This window comes from Bauldia sp. (genome assembly GCA_037200845.1).
In the GTDB taxonomy this organism is placed as follows: domain Bacteria; phylum Pseudomonadota; class Alphaproteobacteria; order Rhizobiales; family Kaistiaceae; genus DASZQY01.
This window is the reverse complement of record JBBCGQ010000001.1, coordinates 2,965,001-2,985,363: the sequence shown is the minus strand read 5'-3', so window position 1 is coordinate 2,985,363 and position 20,363 is coordinate 2,965,001. Positions and strand designations below refer to the sequence as shown.

18 protein-coding genes (1 of these 18 cut by a window edge) are annotated in these 20,363 nt (G+C 67.5%); 12 read left to right on the top strand and 6 right to left on the bottom strand.

The annotated features are described in order from the left end of the window. The first annotated feature begins 8 nt into the window (after positions 1–8). The 4 genes from grxC (at position 9) to WDM94_14895 (ending at position 1,963) form a co-directional block, all read left to right on the top strand. Positions 9–275, top strand: coding sequence for a glutaredoxin 3 (grxC, locus tag WDM94_14910; GenBank protein MEJ0013866.1), 267 nt, complete (start codon positions 9–11; stop codon positions 273–275). After that, positions 272–1,105 (top strand): carbon-nitrogen hydrolase family protein, encoded by an 834-nt coding sequence (locus WDM94_14905; protein MEJ0013865.1) that lies wholly within the window; start codon positions 272–274, stop codon positions 1,103–1,105. Before grxC ends, WDM94_14905 begins: the two co-directional genes overlap by 4 nt. Next, positions 1,102–1,530, top strand: a complete 429-nt coding sequence (locus tag WDM94_14900; protein MEJ0013864.1) for a DUF1178 family protein — start codon at positions 1,102–1,104, stop codon at positions 1,528–1,530. The genes WDM94_14905 and WDM94_14900 overlap by 4 nt, the downstream gene beginning before the upstream one ends. Positions 1,531–1,591: 61 nt before the next feature. Beyond that, positions 1,592–1,963, top strand: a complete 372-nt coding sequence (locus tag WDM94_14895) for a YciI family protein (GenBank protein MEJ0013863.1) — start codon at positions 1,592–1,594, stop codon at positions 1,961–1,963. Here the strand turns inward: WDM94_14895 and ubiG are convergent. Then, positions 1,960–2,703 carry a bifunctional 2-polyprenyl-6-hydroxyphenol methylase/3-demethylubiquinol 3-O-methyltransferase UbiG gene (gene ubiG / locus WDM94_14890; GenBank protein MEJ0013862.1) on the bottom strand — a complete coding sequence of 248 codons (744 nt, stop codon included), beginning with the start codon at positions 2,701–2,703 and terminating at the stop codon, positions 1,960–1,962. The genes WDM94_14895 and ubiG overlap by 4 nt on opposite strands. Before the next feature lie 78 nt (positions 2,704–2,781). Between ubiG and WDM94_14885 the strand changes: the two genes are divergently transcribed. Beyond that, entirely contained in the window at positions 2,782–4,494 is a 1,713-nt protein-coding gene (locus tag WDM94_14885; GenBank protein ID MEJ0013861.1) for an MFS transporter, read from the top strand. Positions 4,495–4,497: 3 nt separating this feature from the next. Here WDM94_14885 and WDM94_14880 read toward each other — a convergent pair whose 3' ends face one another. Beyond that, positions 4,498–5,091: a TetR/AcrR family transcriptional regulator gene (locus WDM94_14880; GenBank protein MEJ0013860.1), complete on the bottom strand. Its 594-nt coding sequence runs from the start codon at positions 5,089–5,091 to the stop codon at positions 4,498–4,500. A 126-nt stretch (positions 5,092–5,217) separates the two neighbouring features. Here WDM94_14880 and WDM94_14875 point away from each other — a divergent pair, with 126 nt between their 5' ends. From WDM94_14875 to WDM94_14850, 6 genes are all read left to right on the top strand, one after another. After that, positions 5,218–5,922: a hypothetical protein gene (locus WDM94_14875; protein ID MEJ0013859.1), complete on the top strand. Its 705-nt coding sequence runs from the start codon at positions 5,218–5,220 to the stop codon at positions 5,920–5,922. A 258-nt stretch (positions 5,923–6,180) separates the two neighbouring features. Further along, positions 6,181–7,434 carry an aspartate kinase gene (locus tag WDM94_14870; GenBank protein ID MEJ0013858.1) on the top strand — a complete coding sequence of 418 codons (1,254 nt, stop codon included), beginning with the start codon at positions 6,181–6,183 and terminating at the stop codon, positions 7,432–7,434. A gap of 63 nt (positions 7,435–7,497) precedes the next feature. Further along, a complete protein-coding gene (ptsP, locus tag WDM94_14865) occupies positions 7,498–9,759 on the top strand; it encodes a phosphoenolpyruvate--protein phosphotransferase (GenBank protein ID MEJ0013857.1) in 2,262 nt (753 codons plus the stop codon). A gap of 7 nt (positions 9,760–9,766) precedes the next feature. Then, positions 9,767–10,825: a peptide chain release factor 1 gene (gene prfA / locus WDM94_14860; GenBank protein ID MEJ0013856.1), complete on the top strand. Its 1,059-nt coding sequence runs from the start codon at positions 9,767–9,769 to the stop codon at positions 10,823–10,825. After that, positions 10,822–11,682: a peptide chain release factor N(5)-glutamine methyltransferase gene (prmC, locus tag WDM94_14855; GenBank protein MEJ0013855.1), complete on the top strand. Its 861-nt coding sequence runs from the start codon at positions 10,822–10,824 to the stop codon at positions 11,680–11,682. The genes prfA and prmC overlap by 4 nt, the downstream gene beginning before the upstream one ends. A gap of 401 nt (positions 11,683–12,083) precedes the next feature. Continuing rightward, positions 12,084–12,812, top strand: coding sequence for a DUF4167 domain-containing protein (locus tag WDM94_14850; GenBank protein MEJ0013854.1), 729 nt, complete (start codon positions 12,084–12,086; stop codon positions 12,810–12,812). Positions 12,813–12,995: 183 nt separating this feature from the next. On the opposite strand, the gene WDM94_14845 is transcribed toward WDM94_14850, so the two are convergent. Beyond that, positions 12,996–13,748 (bottom strand): MOSC domain-containing protein, encoded by a 753-nt coding sequence (locus tag WDM94_14845; GenBank protein ID MEJ0013853.1) that lies wholly within the window; start codon positions 13,746–13,748, stop codon positions 12,996–12,998. 31 nt (positions 13,749–13,779) lie between these two features. Continuing rightward, positions 13,780–15,231 carry a hypothetical protein gene (locus WDM94_14840; GenBank protein ID MEJ0013852.1) on the bottom strand — a complete coding sequence of 484 codons (1,452 nt, stop codon included), beginning with the start codon at positions 15,229–15,231 and terminating at the stop codon, positions 13,780–13,782. A gap of 187 nt (positions 15,232–15,418) precedes the next feature. Here WDM94_14840 and clpB point away from each other — a divergent pair, with 187 nt between their 5' ends. After that, positions 15,419–18,037, top strand: coding sequence for an ATP-dependent chaperone ClpB (gene clpB, locus WDM94_14835; GenBank protein MEJ0013851.1), 2,619 nt, complete (start codon positions 15,419–15,421; stop codon positions 18,035–18,037). 204 nt (positions 18,038–18,241) lie between these two features. On the opposite strand, the gene WDM94_14830 is transcribed toward clpB, so the two are convergent. Continuing rightward, positions 18,242–19,054 (bottom strand): DUF2066 domain-containing protein, encoded by an 813-nt coding sequence (locus tag WDM94_14830; protein ID MEJ0013850.1) that lies wholly within the window; start codon positions 19,052–19,054, stop codon positions 18,242–18,244. Between the two features lie 13 nt (positions 19,055–19,067). Continuing rightward, on the bottom strand, positions 19,068–20,363 hold the 3' portion of the coding sequence (locus tag WDM94_14825) for a M23 family metallopeptidase (GenBank protein ID MEJ0013849.1). 789 nt of this gene lie beyond the right edge of the window; only the last 1,296 of its 2,085 coding nucleotides appear in the window; its start codon lies beyond the right edge, outside the window — the gene reads right to left on this strand; its stop codon occupies positions 19,068–19,070.

Sequence of the window (20,363 nt, the reverse complement as noted above, 5' to 3'; positions counted from 1 at the left end):
TATTCGGCATGGCCCAGATCGACATTTATACGCGCCAGTTCTGTTCCTACTGCACGATGGCGAAGCGCCTGCTGCAGCGGCACGGGCTGGCCTTCGTCGAACATGACGCCACCGGCAACGCCGAGATGCGGGCCGAGATGATCCAGCGCGCCAACGGCGGCACGACCTTCCCGCAGATTTTCATCGACGGGCAGCACGTCGGCGGCTGCGACGATCTGTTCGAACTCGAGGCGTCGGGTCGCCTCGCGCGTCTCGTCAGCCAGGCCGAGGCATGAGCGTCTTCAAGGCAGCGGCCGTGCAGATGCGGAGCGGCGTCGACGTCGCGCGGAACGTCGCGTCGGCGGCGGCGCTGATCCGGCAGGCGGCGGCGGAGGGCGCGACCTACGTGCTGACGCCGGAGATGACGACGATCCTCGACCGGGATCGCGAGCGGCTGCTCGCGGCAATCGCGCCCGAGGCAACCGATCCGTCGCTGATGCAGTTCCGCGGGCTGGCGGCGGAGCTCGGCATCCATCTCCACATTGGGTCGATGGCGATCAGGATCGGCGAGGCGGACGTCGCCAACCGCTCGTTCCTGATCGGGCCGGACGGCAAGGTGATCGCGACCTACGACAAGATTCATATGTTCGACGTCGATCTCGCCGGCGGCGAAAGCTATCGCGAGTCGCGCCTCTACCGGCCGGGTGCGGCGGCGGCCGTCGCCGACCTGCCGCAGGCGAAGCTCGGCCTGTCGATCTGCTACGACGTGCGTTTCCCGCATCTCTATCGCGCGCTGGCGAAGGCCGGCGCGTCGGTCATCGCGATCCCCGCGGCGTTCACGAAAACCACCGGCGAGGCGCACTGGCATGTGCTGATCCGGGCGCGGGCGATCGAGACGGGCGCGTTCGTTGTCGCCGCCGCGCAGGGTGGGCACCATGAGGACGGGCGCGATACCTACGGCCACTCGATGATCGTCGATCCGTGGGGCAAGATTCTCGCGGAGGCCGGCACGGAGCCTGGCGTCATCGTCGCGGAGATCGATCCGGAGGCGAGTGCGACGACGCGACGGCGCTTGCCGTCGCTCGCCAACGACCGCGCGTTCACGCCGCCGGTGGCCGCATCATGATCCGCTATACGCTGCGCTGCGACCACGAGCATGAATTCGAGGCGTGGTTCCGCTCCGGCGCCGACTACGATCGCGCTGCGAACAAGGGCCAAAACGTCTGCCCCGTCTGCGGTTCGGCGACGGTCGAAAAGGCGCTGATGGCGCCTGCCGTCTCAGGCACCAAGAAGGGCGAGAAGATGAGTCTCGCGGTGCCCGACCCGCGCAACGCGGCGATGCGCGAGGCGGTCCGCGAGTTCCGCAAGAAGGTGACCGAGGGCGCTGACTACGTCGGCGACAAGTTCGCCGAGGAGGCGCGCAAGATCCACTACGAGGAGGCCGAGGCGCGCGGCATCTACGGCGAAGCGTCGCTGGAGGAGGCGCGCGAGCTCGCCGAGGAGGGTATCGGCTTCCATCCACTGCCACCGCTGCCCGACGACGCCAACTGATCGCACAACCGACACACTGTTCCGGTCAACTCCGCGAGGGGTGCACCTCGAGGAGACCTACATGGCGAAGTACATGGCAATCTATTTGGCGCCGGCTGCCGCGATGGCGCAGATGATGCAGGCGACGCCGGAGCAGATGAAGGCGGGCATGGCCGAGTGGACCCAGTGGTCCGACGACAACGACGAGGTCATCGACGATCTCGGAGGGCCGCTCGGCAAGACGAAGCGGATCAGCGGCGCCGGCGTTGCCGACACGAAGAACGAACTCACCGGCTACACGATCGTGGAAGCCGACTCGTTCGAGGAAGCAGCGAAGCTGTTCGAGGACCACCCGCATCTCAAGATGGGCGAGGGCGCTGTCATCGATCTCCTCGAAGTCATGTCGATGGACGACATGATGGAAGACGACGAAGAAGAAGACGAGGAAGCCTAGCGCGTCGCGCTCATCATGTAATTGACGTCGAGGTCCGACGTCAGGCGGAATTCATCGACGAACGGAATGTACATGACGCCGGTCTCCGCCGCGGGCTTCAGGCCCGCGGTGGCGAAGGCGGCGCGCAGTTCCTGCGGCGTCACCAGCTTGTCGTAGGTGTGCGTGCCGCGCGGCAGCCAGCGCAGCACGTACTCGGCGCCGACGATCGCCAGCACGAATGCCTTCATGGTGCGGTTGATGGTCGAGGCGATCATCATGCCGCCGGGCTTCACCATCGAGCCGCAGGTGGCGACGAAAGCCGGCACGCCGGTGACGTGCTCGACCACCTCCAGGGCCATCACCACGTCAAATTTTTCTCCCGCCGCGGCCAGCGCCTCGGCGGTCGCGGCGCGATAGTCGATCGCGAGACCCGCGTCAGACGCATGATGCTTCGCCGCCGCTATGACCTCAGCGGATGGGTCGATGCCGACGACCGCGGCGCCCATGCGCGCCAGCGGCTCGGAAAGGATTCCGGCACCGCAGCCGACGTCGAGAATTCGCAAGCCCGCCAGGGCGTCGGCGGCCTTGCCGTCGCGGCTGAAACGTCGCGCGACCTCAGCCTTAATCCACGAAACACGCAGCGGATTGAGCTTGTGCAGCGGCGCCATCGGGCCGCGTTCGTCCCACCACGTCGCGGCAAGCGCGGCGAAGCGGGAGATTTCTTCGGCGTCGACGGTTGACGTTGCGGCCTCCTGCGTCACATGGCCCCCTTACCAGATCGCACCATGAGGAAGAGGGTCGGGCGCTCCCCTCTGCTTCGCATGACAGATAAATCGACCATGACACAGCCCGCTCCGGCCGCGGACGCCGGTTATAAATGGATCGCGCTCAGCAATACGACGCTTGGCGTGCTCGCCGCCACCATCAACTCATCGATCCTGCTGATATCGCTGCCGGCGGTTTTCCGCGGCATTAACCTCGATCCGCTGCTGCCGCAGAACATCAACTACCTGCTGTGGACGATCATGGGCTACCTCGTCGCGACCTCGGTGCTGGTCGTGACCTTCGGCCGCCTCGGCGACACCTTCGGCCGGGCGCGCATGTACAACCTCGGCTTCCTCATCTTCACGCTGTCGGTGGCGGCGCTGTCGTACATTCCGGGCGAAGCCGGCACGGCGGCGACGTACCTCATCGTCGTGCGCATCATCCAGGGCGTCGGCGGCGCGATGCTGATGGCCAACGCCAGCGCGATCCTCACCGACGCGTTCCCGCAGCGCCAGCGCGGCCTGGCGCTCGGCATCAACACCATCGCCGGCATCGGCGGCTCGTTCCTCGGCCTCATCATCGGCGGCCTGCTCGCCGACATCGACTGGCGCGCGATCTTCTGGGTCAACGTGCCGTTCGGCATCGTCGGCACGGCGTGGGCGTACTGGAAGCTCAAGGACATGCGTCCGCCGAAGCACGAGAAGATGGACTGGGGCGGCAACCTCACCTTTGCCTTCGGCCTGATCTTCATCCTCATCGCGATCAACGAGGGCATCCAGCCGTATGGCGACTCGGTGATGGCGTGGGGCAATCCGTCGGTCTATGGGCTGCTGATCGCGGGCGTGCTGGCGCTGGTGGCGTTCGTGTTCATCGAGCAGCGCGTGGCGCGGCCGATGTTCGACCTGAAGCTTTTCCGTATCCGGCCGTTCACGTACGGCAGCCTCGCCAGCCTGTTGTCGGCGATCGGCCGCGGCGGCCTGCAGTTCATGCTGATCATCTGGCTGCAGGGCGTCTGGCTGCCCCTGCACGGCTACACCTTCGAGGAGACGCCGCTGTGGGCCGGCATCTTCATGCTGCCGCTGACGGTCGGCTTCCTCATCGCCGGGCCGGTGTCGGGCTGGCTGACGGACCACGTCGGCGCGCGGCCCTTCGCCACCGGCGGCATGATCGTCGGCGCTATCAGCTTCGCGCTGCTCATGCTGCTGCCGGCGGATTTCGACTACTGGGCCTTCGCGTTCCTTATCTTCCTCAATGGCCTCGGCTCGGGCCTGTTCAGCGCGCCGAACTCGACGCAGATCATGAACTCGGTGCCGGCGTCGGAACGCGGTCAGGCGTCCGGCATGCGGGCGACGACGATGAACGCCGGCATGGTGCTATCGATCGGCGTGTTCTTCTCGCTGATGATCGTCGGGCTCGCCTCGACCTTGCCGACGACGATGAAGGATGCGCTGGTCGGGCAGGGGGTGCCGGAGGTGATCGCCGAGCGTGCGGCCAAGGCGCCGCCGGTGGCGAGTCTCTTCGCTGCGTTCCTCGGCTACAATCCGATGGCGGAGCTGATCCCGGAGGACACGCTGAAGGCGTTGCCGCCGGAAAATTCGGCGACGATCACCGGCAAGCATTTCTTCCCCGACCTGATCTCCAAGCCGTTCATGCACGGGCTGACATTCGCGTTCACGTTCTCGCTGATCCTCTATCTGCTGGCGGCGGTCGCGTCGTGGCTGGGCGGTGCGCGCTTCGTGCACGACGAGGTGGTGCCGCCGGAGACGGTGCCGGCGCCGGGCGAGTAACGCTCAGTCGATCCAGCCGAAGGTGTCGTGCGCCTGGTTGCGGGCGGCGTCGCGTACTTCGTCCGACGCGGCCTTGGTGTCCATGGCGCGGGCGAGCACCATGCCGCCGACGGCGAGGGCAACCAGCGCCAGCGCGCGTTCGCGCTGCGTGCGGCCCTTGCCGGCGGGCAGGTTCGCCTCGAAGGCGTCGACCATCATTTCCATGACTTCGCGGAAGGCGCCCTTCACGGCCTTGTTGCCGCGCGAGACGTCCGAGGGAAGCGCGATCATCGGGCAGGAGGCGTCGCGCTCGGCGAAGTGCTCCTTCGATAGGTATGCATCGACGATCATGCGGGCCATCGCCGCGCCTTTGGCATCGGGGTCGTAGTTTTTCGTCTGCCAGTGCTCCGGCTCGCCGCGGATGAATTCGAGCACCGCGGCCTGGTAGAGGTCCTCCTTCGCCGAGAAGTGCTTGTAGAAGCCGCCGTGGGTCAGCCCGGCATCGCCCATGATTTCGCCGATGGTGACGGCCTCGAAACCGTTCTGGTTGAACAGGCGGCGGGCGCTCTTGATGATGCGCGTGCGGGTGTCGAGCTTGTGTTCGGCGGTGTAGGGCATGGCGGTTCTCCTGCGGTCGAGCGATCCATAGCCCGAACTCAAAAGATGTTCTTGAACATCTTTTGCATGGTCTTCTTATGAGGGTCCCCAACGACAGCGGCACCTGCCGCGACAAGGAGACCGACGATGACCACGCTTCCCTTCAAACTGATGGTCGACCCGACCCCGGCGCAGTTCCTATTCACGGTGCGCGGCCCGCTCGCCGCCAAGGATATCGAAGGCGGGCGGGCTGCCCACAACATGGCCGCCGGCTCCGACCAGGGCGTCGCGGCGGCGCGCTCGTTCAGCGATCTCAGCCATGCCGTCTACGTGCCGGCGAAACCGAACGGCGCCGGGGCAGGCGAACTGCTCATCATCGACTATTGGAGCAACCCGGCCGGCATCGGCACGTTCTTCTCCGATCCGCAGGTGCAGCAGGGCGGCAAGCTGGTCTACAGCGACCGCGAGGCGGTGATCTGGGAGCGCACGCCGGGCCTGCCGCACTTCAGCCTGCCGGCGCCGTACGGCAAGGACGACCGCTGGGTTGGCTTGGCGCGCGGCCCGATCGAGTCGCGCGAGAAGGCGGAGAGGATTCTCACCGAGGCGCTCCGCAAGCGCGCCAATATCTCACGCGCCAAGGGCCTGATGTCGCGGGAATGGTTCTTCCGCCTCGGCCGCCCGGGCGAGAAGGCGCCGCTGGAGGCGATCGGCGTCGATGTCTGGTTCGATGCCGCCGGGATGCAGGAGATGTATGCCGATCCGGGCGAGATGGATGTGCTGGACGGGCTGTTTACCGGGATGCCGGATACCAGCGTCTGGCAGAAGCCCAAGGGGCAGTGGGTGGAGTGGTAGCAGCACCGTAACAACAAGCGCCCCCACCCACCGGCCTTCGGCCGGTCCCCCCTCCCCGCAAGGGGAGCGAAATCCTCGCTGCGGCGGCCAGGCTTCCCTCCCCCCTTGCGGGGAGGGTGGCCGGCGAAGCCGAACGGGTGGGGGACTGCCTTCGCATCCTCGCGCCCCATCCCGCGCCGCGGAATCTGCCGCCATTGCCCCAAGGCATTGCTGTCGCTATGAAAGCGCGCCTTTTCCGGACGCGAGCGACCGTTTCAAATGACACGACTGGTGATGAAATTCGGCGGAACGTCTGTCGCCGACATCCCGCGCATCAAGAACGTCGCCCGTCACGTCAAGCGCGAGGTCGATGCCGGGCATGAGGTGGCGGTGGTCGTCTCCGCCATGTCGGGGTTCACCAACCAGCTCGTGACCTGGACGCGCGAGGCCTCGGCCCTCCACGATGCTCGGGAATACGACACCGTAGTCGCGGCCGGCGAGCAGATTACCTCCGGCCTCGTCGCCATCGCGCTGCAGGACATCGGCGTCAACGCGCGGTCGTGGCAGGGGTGGCAGATCCCGATCCTCACTGACAATGCACATGGCGCGGCGCGCATCCAGCAGATCGACGGGACGGAGCTGATCCGCCGCCTCGGCGAGGGGCAGGTCGCGGTCGTCTCCGGCTTCCAGGGCATCGGGCCGGATCACCGTATCGCGACGCTCGGGCGCGGCGGGTCGGATACCTCGGCGGTGGCGCTTGCCGCGGCGCTCAACGCCGACCGCTGCGACATCTACACCGACGTCGACGGCGTCTATACGACCGACCCGCGCATCGAACAGAAGGCGCGGCGGCTGTCACGCGTTTCTTACGAAGAGATGCTTGAGATGGCGTCTCTCGGGGCAAAGGTGCTGCAGGTTCGCTCGGTCGAGCTGGCGATGGTGCATGGGGTGCGCACCTTCGTCCGCTCGAGCTTCGAGGATCCTGCTTCTATCGATTCCAGTGCTGGCGGCGATCCGCCGGGAACCCTCATTTGCGACGAGGACGAGATCATGGAAAAGAAGTTCGTCTCGGGCATCGCCTACTCCAAGGACGAGGCGCAGATTTCGCTGCGTCATGTCGCCGACAAGCCGGGCGTCGCCGCCGCCGTATTCGGGCCACTCGCAGCTGCCAACATCAACGTCGATATGATCGTCCAGAACATCTCCGAAGACGGCACCCAGACCGACATGACCTTCACCGTGCCGACGGCCGACTACGAGCGCTCGCGCAAGGTGCTGGAACAGTCGCGCTCCGAGATCGGCTACAAGGCCATCCAGGGATCGACCGACGTCGCCAAAGTCTCGGTCATAGGCATCGGCATGCGCAGCCATGCGGGCGTCGCGGCGGACTGTTTCAAGGCGCTGGCCGCCAAGGGCATCAACATCCGCGCCATCACGACGTCTGAAATCAAGATATCGGTATTGATCGACGCGACCTATACCGAGCTTGCGGTCCGGACTTTGCATTCGCTATACGGACTCGACAACGCCTAACGGCGCTTCCGGGCACATTTTACCGGCCGGGTTTCCCGGCCGCTCCTTTGAGGATTGGCGGACATGCGGGGAGCCCCCGCCGGGCCGCGCGTCCTGCTCCGCCGCCTCAGGGAGATCATGGCGGAGCCGATCAGCGCACAAGCCCGGCTCGACAAAATTGTTACGCAGATCGCCGCCAACATGGTGGCCGAGGTGTGCTCGGCCTACGTGTTGCGCTCCGACGGCGTGCTCGAACTGTACGCCACCGAGGGCCTGAAGCGCGAAGCCGTGCACCATGCCTCGCTGCGCGTCGGGCAGGGCCTTGTCGGCACGATTGCCGAGGAGGCGCTGCCGCTCAACCTCAGCGACGCGCAGCATCATCCGGCGTTCCAGTACCTCCCGGAGACCGGCGAAGAAATCTACAACTCGTTCCTCGGCGTGCCGATCTTGCGCGCCGGCCGGACGCTCGGCGTTCTGGTCGTCCAGAATAAGGCGCGGCGCACCTATCACGAGGAAGAAGTCGAGGCGCTGCAGACGACCGCGATGGTGCTCGCCGAAATGATCGCGGTCGGCGAGCTCGCCTCGCTGTCGCGGCCGGGCACCTCGATCGATCTCAAGCGGCCGATATCGCTGACCGGCATCGGTCTCGGCGAAGGCGTCGGCCTCGGCCATGTCGTGCTGCATGAGCCGCGCGTTGTGGTCACCGCATTGATCGGCGAGGACGTCGAGCACGAGTCGGGGCGGCTCGACGAGGCGATCTCGTCGCTTCGCCTGTTCGTCGACGACATGCTGTCGCGTGACGACATCGCGGAGACGGGCGAGCATCGCGACGTGCTCGAGGCGTATCGCATGTTCGCGTACGACCGCGGCTGGGTGAAGCGGATGCACGAGGCGATCCGCAACGGCCTGTCGGCCGAGGCGGCGGTCGAGAAGGTGCAGAGCGACATGCGCGCGCGCCTGCAGCGCCAGTCGGATCCGTTCCTGCGCGACCGGCTGCACGATTTCGACGATCTCACCAACCGGCTGCTGCGTGTGCTGATGGGCAAGGAGCACGGGCCGGGCGCGACCTTGCCGAAGGATGCGATCGTGGTGGCGCGCACCATGGGCGCGGCGGAACTGCTCGACTACGGCCGCGAGCATATCCGCGGCCTGGTACTGGAGGAGGGCGGGCCGACCAGCCATGTCGCCATCGTGGCGCGGGCGCTCGGCATTGCCTCGGTCGGGCGGGCGGAGAACGTCGTGTCGCTGGTCGAGAACGGCGACGCGATCATCGTCGACGGCATCGCCGGCGAGGTGCATGTCCGCCCGCGGCCGGACGTCGAGTCGGCCTATGCCGAGAAGGTGCGCTTCCGCGCCAAGCGGCAGGAGCAATATCGGCTGCTGCGCGACAAGGCGCCGATCACCAAGGACGGCGCGCGCGTCGCGCTGATGATGAATGCCGGCCTGCTGGTCGATCTGCCGCATCTCGATGAGTCCGGGGCGGAGGGCATCGGCCTGTTCCGCACCGAGTTGCAGTTCATGATCGCATCGACGTTGCCGAAGCTGACCGAGCAGAGCGCGTTCTACGCCTCGGTGATGGCGGCGGTCGGCGACCGGCCGGTGACGTTCCGCACGCTCGACATCGGCGGCGACAAGGTGCTGCCCTACATGCGGACGGCGCAAGAAGAAAATCCGGCGATGGGCTGGCGCGCCATTCGTCTCGGCCTCGACCGGCCGGGGCTGCTCGGCACGCAGCTTCGCGCGCTGATGCGCGCCGCGGCGGGTCGCGAGCTCCGCGTCATGCTGCCGATGGTCACCGAGCTCGACGAGGTGCGGAAGACGCGCGCCATGATCGACCGCGAGCTGGCGCACATGAATCGGCATGGCCGGGCGGCGCCGAGCCGCGTGATGCTCGGCGCGATGCTCGAGGTGCCGGCGCTGCTCTGGCAGCTCGACGAGCTTGCCGGCGTCGCCGATTTCATCTCGGTCGGCTCCAACGATCTGCTGCAGTTCATGACGGCGAGCGACCGCGGCAACACGCTGGTTTCCGGCCGTTTCGATCCGCTGTCGAAGCCGTTCCTGCGGGCGCTCCGCTCGATCACGCGGATTACCGGCAAGGCGATTCCGGTCACGCTGTGCGGCGAGCTGGCGGGGAATCCGCTGGCGGCGATGACGCTGATCGGGCTCGGTTACCGTTCGTTGTCCATGTCGCCGGCGGCGATCGGACCGGTGAAGGCGATGACGCTGGCGCTGGACGCTGGGAAGCTGGCAGCGCTGCTCGACGGGCTGCTTGACGGGGAGGGCGGTTCGACCCATCTCCGCCCGGCGCTGACCGCCTTTGCCGACTCCGAAGGCATCCCGTATTAACGTCGCCATGCTTCCCAGAGACAAGATCAACAGCCTCGTCACGCGGCTGGCGGACATCGACAACCGCCTGATGCAGCCGCTCGACCGCGAGGCGCGCATCAAGCTTTCGCGCGAGCGCGCCGAGATCGAGCCGGTCAGCGTCGCCAACGGCGAACTGCTTGCGGCCGAGAAGGAGCGCGCCGATCTCGATCTGCTGATGGCCGATCCCGAGATGGGCGAGATGGCGGTGGTCGAGGCGCGGCAGCTCGACCGGAAGATCGCCGACCTCAACGAGAAGATCCGGCTGCTGCTCATCCCGAAGGACGCGGCCGACGAGAAAAGCGCGATCCTCGAAATCCGCGCCGGCACGGGCGGCAACGAGGCGGCGCTGTTCGCCGGCGATCTTTTCCGCATGTACCAGCGCTATGCCGCCAACCATGGCTGGAAGGTCGAGCTGCTGTCGGAGAGCGAGGGCGAGGCCGGCGGCTACAAGGAAATCGTCGCCAAGGTCGAGGGGCGCGGCGTGTTCGCCAAGCTCAAGTTCGAGTCGGGCGTGCACCGCGTGCAGCGCGTGCCGGCGACCGAGGCGCAGGGGCGCATCCATACGTCGGCGGCGACGGTGGCGGTGCTGCCCGAAGCGGAGGAGGTCGATGTCGACCTCAACCCCGCCGACCTCAGCGTCGAGACTTTGCGGGCCTCGTCCAAGGGCGGGCAGCACGCCAACACCACCGACTCGGCGGTGCGCATGACGCATGTGCCGACCGGCATCTCGGTGACCGTCTCGTCGCGCTCGCAGCACCAGAACCGGGCGCAGGCGCTGGAGGTCATGCGTTCGCGGCTCTACGAACTGGAGCGCGACAAGGTCGATAGCGAGCGTTCGGCGGCGCGCAAGGGCCAGATCGGCACCGGCGACCGCTCGGAGCGCATCCGGACCTACAATTTCCCGCAAGGGCGGGTCACCGACCATCGCATCAACCTCACCATCTACCAGCTCGAGAAGGTGCTGTCGGGCGAGGCGCTGGACGAGCTTATCGACGCGCTCACCACCGACCATCAGGCGAGTCTGCTCGCCGCCGAAGAAGCGTGACCGAGCCCCGTACGATCGCGGACCTCAGGCGCGAGATCGCGGGCATGCTGGCGAAGACCAGCGGCACAGCGGCGCTCGACGCGCGGCTGCTGGTCGCGCACGCGATGGGCGTCGAGCGCGAGCAGGTGATCTTTCGCGACCAGCTCGAACCGGAGCCGGGCGTGCCGGAGACGGCGCGCGAACTCGCAGCGCGGCGGGCGCGCGGCGAGCCGATCGCGCGCATTCTGGGCGAGAAGGAATTCTACGGCCTGACGTTCGGTCTCTCGCCGGCGACGCTGGTGCCGCGGCCGGACACCGAGACGCTGGTCGATGCGGTGCTCGACTTCGTCGATCCGGCGAGTGCGGCGACAATACTCGATCTCGGCACGGGCAGCGGTGCGATCCTGCTCTCGCTGCTGTCGCAGTTGCCCAGGGCCACGGGCGTTGGCGTCGACATTGCCGCGGACGCGCTCGAAACCGCGACGGCCAATGCGCACCGGCTGAAGCTCGAAACGCGCGCCTCGTTCGCCGTCGGCAGTTGGGCCGAGCGGCTGACGACCAGGTTCGACGTCGTCGTGTCCAATCCGCCGTACATCGCGCATGGCGAAATCTCCGGCCTGCCGGTTGATGTTCGTGACTTCGATCCCCATATAGCCTTGGACGGCGGCGATGACGGCCTCGATGCCTACCGCGCCATCCTTTCCGATCTCGATCGCATGCTCGCCAAAGGCGGCGCCGCGTTTCTCGAGGTCGGTTTCGGCCAGGCGGAGGCGGTGGGTGCGCTGGCGGCGCTGCGCGGCTTCGCAATTACGCTTAGGCGGGATTTAGCCGGCGTAGACAGGGTCGCAATTCTCGAGCGGGAACCGGCTGTTGGTTAACCTCGTCTTGCGCAAAAATGCGCTTGGAAATCAGGGGCGAACCGGCTAGGTTCCTCGCGCCGTACAAGACGAGAGCGTCCTTATTGGACGACTAGGGTCGCGGCATCGGGCGCTGGGAAGACAAGCCCAATCGAACGAAGCGCAACCTCATCAGTCCCAACTGTTCGGACCATTGGTGCGAAGTCCGAACGGAGCGGCATGGCGGGACTCCGCCCCTTGGGGAAACCTTAGACCGCGTGAGTCAAAGTTCGACAGAGGCCAGAGCGGGCCGGCGGTGCCGGAACCCGAGGCTTTACCCGACGACACCGCAATGATGCGGGCGGCGGGCTGTATGCCGGAACATATCCGGCCGTTTCAAAGAGAGCCTTCCAATGAGGCAAGGACAACCGAATAACAAAGGCATGCGCAACCGTAACCGCAACCGCAAGGGACCTAACCCGCTGCAACGTTCTTACGAGAGCAACGGCGGCGATGTGAAAATTCGCGGCACGGCGCTGCATGTCGCCGAGAAATACGTCCAGCTCGCGCGCGATGCGCAGTCGAGCGGGGACCGTGTCGCCGGCGAGAATTATCTGCAGCACGCCGAGCACTACTACCGCATCGTCGCGGCGGCGCAGGCGCAGATGCCGCAGCCGCAGCAGTTCTACCGCAACGATGACGGCGACGACGAGGGCGACGACGAGAACGCCGGCGGCGGCTACAACGGCAACCAGAACGGCAACGGCAACCCCTACCAGCAGGGCAACCGTCAGCCGTACCAGGGTGGCCAGAACGGCGGTCCCCAGGGACAGCAGGGCGCGCCGCAGCAGGCACCGAATGGGCAGAACGCGGAGCCCGGTCCGTCCTCGGTGTGGGGCAACGCAAACAGCAGCGGCGAGCAGCCGGCCTTCGAAGGCCAGCAGAACGAGCCGCGCGAAGACAACCGCCCCTACAACAACAATAATCAGGGCAACGGCAACCAGGGCGGCGACCGCAACGGCGGCAACGGCAACAACTTCCGCGGCCGGCGCCGGCGTCCCTTCCGCGACCAGTACGCGGGCGGCGATCGCAACGGCGGCGGCAACGCCAATCCGGCGGCGCCGCAGGAGCAGCCGGCAGGCGGCTTCGACGCGCCGCAGGGCGACGAGTAGCGCACCTCGCGTCGCGTCATTCCGGCGAGAGCCGGAATCCAGTCATGGCGTCTGAATAGTGCGACGGCGGTTCGTTTACGAGCCGCCGTTTGCGTTTTTAGGTTCGCGCCGGACCCCGGCTTTCGCCGGGGTGACGAGCGGGGGTAAGACGCTGCGCGCCAGGATGACGGCGGTGGGGCGGCCCTACCTGATCTGATCGCCGACCGTCACCGTGCCACCTGAGACGACCTTCAGATACACGCCGCAGTCGGCGTGGCCGTAGGCGCGTTGCAGGCTGACCGGAATTTTCAGGTCGCGCTTTGCCGTTAGCGGATCGACGTTGGTGGCGGCGCAGCGGTCGATGCGCTTCGTCACCTTGAAGGTGACGCCGCCGACGATCAGCGTCTGGCCGACCAGCGCGAATTCCTGCCAGGCATCCATTCCCTCGACGTGCAGGTTGCCGCGGAAGCGGAGCGGGTGGACGTCGGCGCCGATCTCGCGGCCGATGGCGCGCACCGTCTCGAGGTTGATCAGCGACACGACCTTCTTCGAGGTGTCGGAGAAGGAGAAGCCGGGAGCGGTCAGCACTTTCGCCGGGCCGCGCAGATCCCTGGCCGAGAAGGCGTCGAAGAATGCCTCGATGGTGCGGCGGCCTGCCTCGGTGGCGAGGTTGCCCTCCGCCGCGATGGCGCCGTCCTTGCGGATGGTGAGCACGGAGGTCGCGTCGTCGAAGCTGGTGTGGAGCTCCGCGAGGCTTTCGTTCCGTATCAGCATCAGGAACAGAATCTTCGGCAGCGTCTTCGGCTCGGCCGGGTCGAAGCCGGAGGGGCCGTTCTCGATGGCGTAGGCGCGGTCGTAGGGGATCGTCTCGCCGGGCGTCAGCGTCACCGCGGGCAGCGGCTCGGGCGACAGGCCCTTGACCGGGTAGCGGTAGATGGCGGCGACGTGCGGCGGCATGGCGGCAAAGGATGCCGCCCGGCGCGTTCCGTCAAGGGAGCGTGGGTCGCAGCGGCAGGCGGATGTGGACGATCGCAACGTCGTCGGCGTAGAGGCGCCGCCAGCCGGGCAGGCGGTCGAGCAGCGCGTTCGCGGGCGTGGCGGCGGTGAGCAGCGTCGCGCCGATCTTCCAGGTGTCGAGCATGCGCGCGAAGCCGTCGATGTCGGCGAGCGTGACCGCGCGATAATACGCCGCGGTGAAGTCGCCGCCGTAGAGTTCGGTGCGGCCGTCGATGAACGTCGGCACGCCGGCGGAGATCAGGTAGCCGCCGAAGTCGTAGTCGTTGAGGAGCGGGCCGGCGTTTGTCGCCTTCAGCGCCGCGACCGCGGCGGCCGGCGTCGTCGCCGGGTTCGGCTGGTACATGCCGAGCGTCGCGATGCCCGCGGTCGCCGGCACGACCAGGGCGGCAAACATGGCGCCGAGCGCCCACGGCGAGTTGCCGGGCGGGGCGCGGAGGTGCGGGAACTGACGGGCGAGCGGCGCCATCACTGCGAGCGGCGCGAGCAAACCGAGAAGCTCGGCGTTGCGGTCGGCCGACAGCGCCAGATGGACGAGGCCGGCGAGGATGAGGATGCGTACCGGCGGCAGCATCGCGCCGCGCCAGACGGCAAGGCCGATGCCCAGCAGGATCGCGATTTCGAGCGGACCCACGCGACTGAAATCTGCCGGCTTCCATTCGCCGATGATCGACAGGGCCGGGCCAAGGTTCAGCACCTTCAGCGTCACCAGCATCGATTCCGGGCCGTAGGGCGTTACGCAACCGGCAACCAGCGCGAGGAGGCCGAAGCGCAGCCAGGCGAGGCCGATGCGGAGGCGCGCCGTCCGCTCCGCCGAGACGACGGCATCGAGCCCGAACGCGGCGGTCAGCAGCAGCCCGAGGGTGAAGCCGGCGTGGAGGTTGGCCCACAGCACCATCAGCAACACCAGCGCATAGGGCGGCGCCCTGCCGCGGTCGGCAGCGCGGACGAGGCCGGCGACCCAGGCGACCATGACCGGCAGCGCCAGGGCGTGCGGGCGGGCGGTGGCGTGCGGGGCGATCAGCATGAAGGCGGTGGCGATGAAGGCGACCGCGGGCAGCGCGGCGAGGCGTTCGCGGAGCGCCCAGGTCAGGAGGCCGAAGGCCAGCGCGATCGCGCTGGCGGCGATGACGACGACGCCCGTCCAGCCGCTCAGCCGGTAAGCCTCGGCGTAGGCGATCTGCGACAGCCATTCCTTGGCGATCCATGGCTTGCCGGCGAAGGTGAAGGAGAACGGATCGGCGTGTGGGAAGCCATGCGCCAGGATCCAGTTGCCGGCGGCGATGTGCCAGTAGGTGTCGGCGTCGTTGAGGAGGCTGTTGCCGAGCAGGAGCAGCAGCACGTAGAGCGCGGCGGCGACCAGAAAGGGCAGCGCCGGCGCCAGGATGCCGGGCCGCGCTTCCGCCGGAAGGGTGGTGCTCGCCATGGCGCAAAGCCTAGGGCGGCGGCCGTTAAATATTGACAAAGGACAAGGCGCGCCGCCCCTTCCGGAGGCGATGATGGGTTCCTATTTTCAGTGACGGAAGACGGACCGCCCTTCGGGGGGCCGACGGAAAGGGCCGGCCGGGCCGCGAATGCGGACGGCAGGCAACAAACCGGGAAAGGGACGACACATGAATTTCGACCAATACACCGAGCGGGCGCGAGGCTTCGTGCAATCCGCTCAGACCGGAGCCCTTGGCGCCGGGCAGCAGCAATTCACACCTGAGCACATTCTGAAGGTTCTGCTCGACGACCCCGAGGGGCTCGCCGCGGGCCTGATCGAACGGGCCGGGGGCAGGGCGCGGGATGCGCTCGCCGCGACTGAGCGGGCGCTTGCCGCGCTGCCCAAGGTTTCGGGCGGCAACGGCCAGCTTTACATGGCGCCGCCGCTCGCCAAGGTTTTCGACACCGCCGAGAAGATTGCGAAGAAGGCGGGCGACTCGTTCGTCACGGTCGAGCGGCTGCTGCTCGCGCTGGCGATGGAAAAGGACGCGGGGACGGCGAAGATTCTCGCCGATGCCGGCGTAACGCCGCAGACGCTGAACGCCGCGATCGAGGAAATCCGCAAGGGCCGGACGGCGGACTCCGCTTCGGCCGAGAACCAGTACGAGGCGCTGAAGAAATACACGCGCGACCTGACGCAGTCCGCCAAGGACGGCAAGCTCGATCCGGTCATCGGCCGCGACGAGGAAATCCGCCGCACCATCCAGGTGCTGGCGCGGCGCACCAAGAACAATCCCGTGCTGATCGGCGAGCCGGGCGTCGGCAAGACGGCGATCGCCGAGGGGCTGGCGCTCCGCATCGTCAACGGCGACGTGCCGGAGAGCCTCAAGAACAAAAAGCTGCTGGCGCTCGATCTCGGTGCGCTCATCGCCGGCGCGAAGTATCGCGGCGAGTTCGAGGAGCGGCTGAAGGGCGTGCTGAACGAGATCACCGCTGCGGAAGGCGGCGTGATCCTGTTCATCGACGAGATGCACACGCTGGTCGGCGCCGGCAAGTCGGACGGCGCGATGGATGCGTCCAACCTGCTGAAGCCGGCGCTGGCGCGGGGCGACCTGCACTGCGTCGGCGCCACCACGCTGGACGAGTACCGCAAGTACGTCGAAAAGGACGCGGCGCTCGCCCGTCGCTTCCAGCCGATCTTCGTCGCCGAGCCGACGGTCGAGGACACCATCTCGATCCTGCGCGGCCTGAAGGAGAAGTACGAACTGCACCATGGCGTGCGCATCACCGACTCCGCGATCGTCGCCGCGGCGACGCTGTCGAACCGCTACATCGCGGACCGCTTCCTGCCCGACAAGGCGATCGACCTGATGGACGAGGCCGCGTCGCGGCTGCGCATGCAGGTCGACTCCAAGCCGGAGGCGCTGGACGAGCTCGACCGGCGCGTCATGCAGCTCAAGATCGAGCGCGAGGCGCTGCGCAAGGAGACCGACACGGCCTCCAAGGACCGGCTGGTGCGGCTTGAGAAGGAACTCGCCGACCTCGAGGAGCAGTCCAACGCGCTTACTCAGCGCTGGATGGCCGAAAAGGAGAAGCTTGCCTCCGCCAACAAGATCAAGGAGGCGCTCGACGCGGCGCGCGCCGATCTCGACCGCGCGCAGCGGACGGGCGACCTCGCCAAGGCGGGCGAGCTTGCCTACGGCCGCATCCCTGAACTGGAGCGCCAGCTAAAGGCGGCGGACGAGCAGGAGCGCGCGGCCGGCGACATGGTCGAGGAGGCGGTGACGCCCGACCATATCGCGCAGGTCGTGTCGCGTTGGACCGGTATTCCGGTCGACAAGATGCTGGAGGGCGAGCGCGACAAGCTGCTGCGCATGGAAGACGAACTCGCCAAGCGGGTCGTGGGCCAGGCGGAAGCGGTGCATGCCGTCTCGACAGCGGTGCGGCGCGCGCGTGCCGGCCTGCAGGACCCGAACCGGCCGATCGGCTCGTTCATGTTCCTCGGGCCGACGGGCGTCGGCAAGACGGAGCTGACCAAGACTCTCGCCTCGTTCCTGTTCGACGACGATACGGCGCTGCTCAGGATCGACATGTCGGAGTACATGGAGAAGCACTCGGTCGCCCGTCTCATCGGCGCGCCGCCAGGTTACGTCGGCTACGAGGAGGGCGGTGCCCTCACCGAAGCCGTGCGCCGGCGGCCGTATCAGGTGATCCTGTTCGACGAGATCGAGAAGGCGCACTCGGACGTGTTCAACGTGCTGCTGCAGGTGCTCGACGACGGGCGGCTGACGGATGGGCAGGGGCGGACGGTAGATTTCCGCAACACGCTCATCATCCTGACGTCGAACCTCGGCGGCGAGTTCCTCGCCAACCTTGGCGAGAACGAGGACGTCGATTCCGTGCGCGGCCCGGTGATGGATACGGTGCGGGCGCATTTCCGGCCGGAGTTTTTGAACCGGCTCGACGACATCATCCTGTTCCACCGCCTCAAGCGGCGCGACATGGGCGAGATCGTCGAGATCCAGCTCACGCGGCTCGCCAAGCTGCTGGAAGACCGCAAGGTCACGCTCGACCTCGACGAGAGCGCCCGGGCGTGGCTCGCCGAGAAGGGCTACGACCCGATCTACGGCGCGCGTCCTCTGAAGCGCGTCATCCAGCGTGAGGTGCAGGACCCGCTCGCCGACAAGATTCTCGCCGGCGAGATTCCGGACGGCGCTCGCGTGCGCATCACCGGCGGGACAGACAAGCTGCTGTTCCTGCCGCGTGTCGACGGCGGCAAGGCAGGGAAGAGCGGCAAGGCGGCCTAGCGCCTTCGTCTGTTGGAGAAATGCGAAAGGCCCGGGTCACGCCGGGCCTTTTTTTGCTCCGATCTCTCCTCCCGCTCATCCCCGCGTCAGTGGGGCTCCAGCTCGCGGCATAGTATTGGTGCTCAGGCTCTCGGTTCCGCGTCACGTTGATGCGTGGGTCCCCGCGTTCGTGGGATGAGCGTTCTGCTGGGGGCGAAGGATCGGTTACGGCGTGCCGTTGCCCGACAGCGCCAGCGCGGCGCCGCTCAGGCCGTCGCGGAAGGCGTCGTCGAAGCTGATGCCTTTCTTCTGCCAGTGCACCGGCCGGCCGCGGTCGCCGGCGATCGTCCAGTCGGCTATCCAGCCGTGGTCGGCGTCGCTCCAGTCGAGCGTGCCGACCAGCGCCGCATCGCCGCCCGAGGCCTTGGCGACGGCGTCGAGGTCGGCGGGGTTGGCGCGGAGTGCCGCGGCGAAGGTCGGCAAGCTGGCGGCGACCGCGGCTTCCGGCGGGAAGGCGATCGGCACGCTGTAGAGCAGCGAGGCGTTGCCGGCGGACTCGCGCATGGCCGCGTCGCGGGCGTCGTCGGCGTTGACGACGTACGACTGCGGGTCGCGATGGACGGCGAGGAAGATGACCAGCGTCGGCCGCGTCGCCCAGACTTTGCGGTGCAGGCCCTTCAGCGCCTTGTCGATCTTCGCCTGGTCGAAGGTGACCGTCAGATATTGCGGGCGGTCGTACGATCCCTGCTCGTCGCTGAGCTTGATGCCGAATTTCAGGTCGAGGTAGCTGAAATCGACGACGTAGTCGGCGGCGTGCTCGATCATCTTGGCCACCGTCTTGTTGTCGGCGAGGCTGCGGTCACCCGACAGCTTCACCATCAGGCGGCGGAGGGCGCCCTCGAAGCCGGCGACGCGGCGCTCCGGGCTGGTGCCCGACACGACGAACATCGACTGGTACAGGGTCTGGGGCGGCGGCGCCGACACTGCGGTCAGCAGCGCGGCGAGGGCCGCAACGACCAGGGCTGATTGCCAGCGCACGGTCACGTCTCCGTCAGTCGCTCAGCGCCGCGGTGTCGGCGCTTGCCACCTTCTGCGACGGGCCCGGGTTCTGGTTGCCGAGCAGCGTGTCGATGCGCTGGCGCTCCTTCTCGAAGCCGGCGAGGTAGTCGCCCTCCAGCACGCGGCCGCGCGGCAGGCGGATGCGCAGCGGGTCGACCGGCTTGCCGTTGACGCGGATTTCGAAGTGCAGGTGGGGGCCGGTGGAGAGGCCGGTCGAGCCGACGTAGCCGATGATCTGGCCCTGGCGGACGCTGACGCCGGGCACGATGCCCTTGGCGAACGCGGTCTGGTGGCCATAGGCCGTCTCGTAGCCGTTGTTGTGCTTGATGAGCGTGAAGTTGCCGTAGCCTTTGGATGGGCCGGCGCGCTCGATGACGCCGTTGCCGGCGGCGAGGATCGGCGTTCCGCGCGCAACCGCGTAGTCGACGCCGGCATGCAGGATGCGGTAGCCGAGGATCGGGTGCACGCGCCAGCCGAACTGCGAGGAGATGCGGACGTTGGTCGCGGTGAGCGGCTTGCGAACGAGGAACTTCTTCGCGCTGTGGCCGTCCTCGTCGTAGTAGTCGACGACGTTGTCGTCGTCGGTGCGGTAGCGATACAGGCGCTTCTGGACGCCGCCGAGCGTCAGCGACGCGTAGAGGATTTCGCCGTCGCCCGCCTCGGTGTCGGTCGGGTCGGGCATCGAGTGGAAGATTTCCAGCGAGTCGCCCGGCGAGACGCGCTGGGTGAAGTCGACGTCGTAGGCGAAGGCGCGGATGACGTCGTCGATGAGCGGCGCCGGCACCTGCTGCTCGAGCGCGGTCTGGTAGACGGCGTCGTAAAGCTTGGGCGGGCCGCCTTCCGGCACCGGCGGCTCGGGCTCGGCCGAGGCGAGCAGCTCGGGCGTCGAGCTCGGCTCGTCGGCGCGCACGAAGACGTTGTTGTCGGCGCGCGCCACGGTCGCCTGGTGGGCGCCGTTCTCGTAGATCGAAACGCGGATGGGACGGAGCACGCTCTGCGGCGCCTTGCCGTCGGAATCGAGGCCGACATCGGCGTCGCTGTCGGGCGTGTCGAGCGCCGACGTCGTCGGGTCGGTGGCGAAGGCGATGCGGATCTTCTGGCCGGGACGCAGGCGGCTGACGTCGACCAACTGCGACAGCGCGGCGATGATCTCGTCGGCGTCGTCGCCGGTGATGGCGTTGTCCTGGAAGACGGCGCGGAGGTTCTCGGCCTTCGAAACCGCCACGATCTTTTCCTGGTAGCCGTCGTCGAGGGCGACGCCCGCTTCGCTCTTGGCGATGTTGGAGAC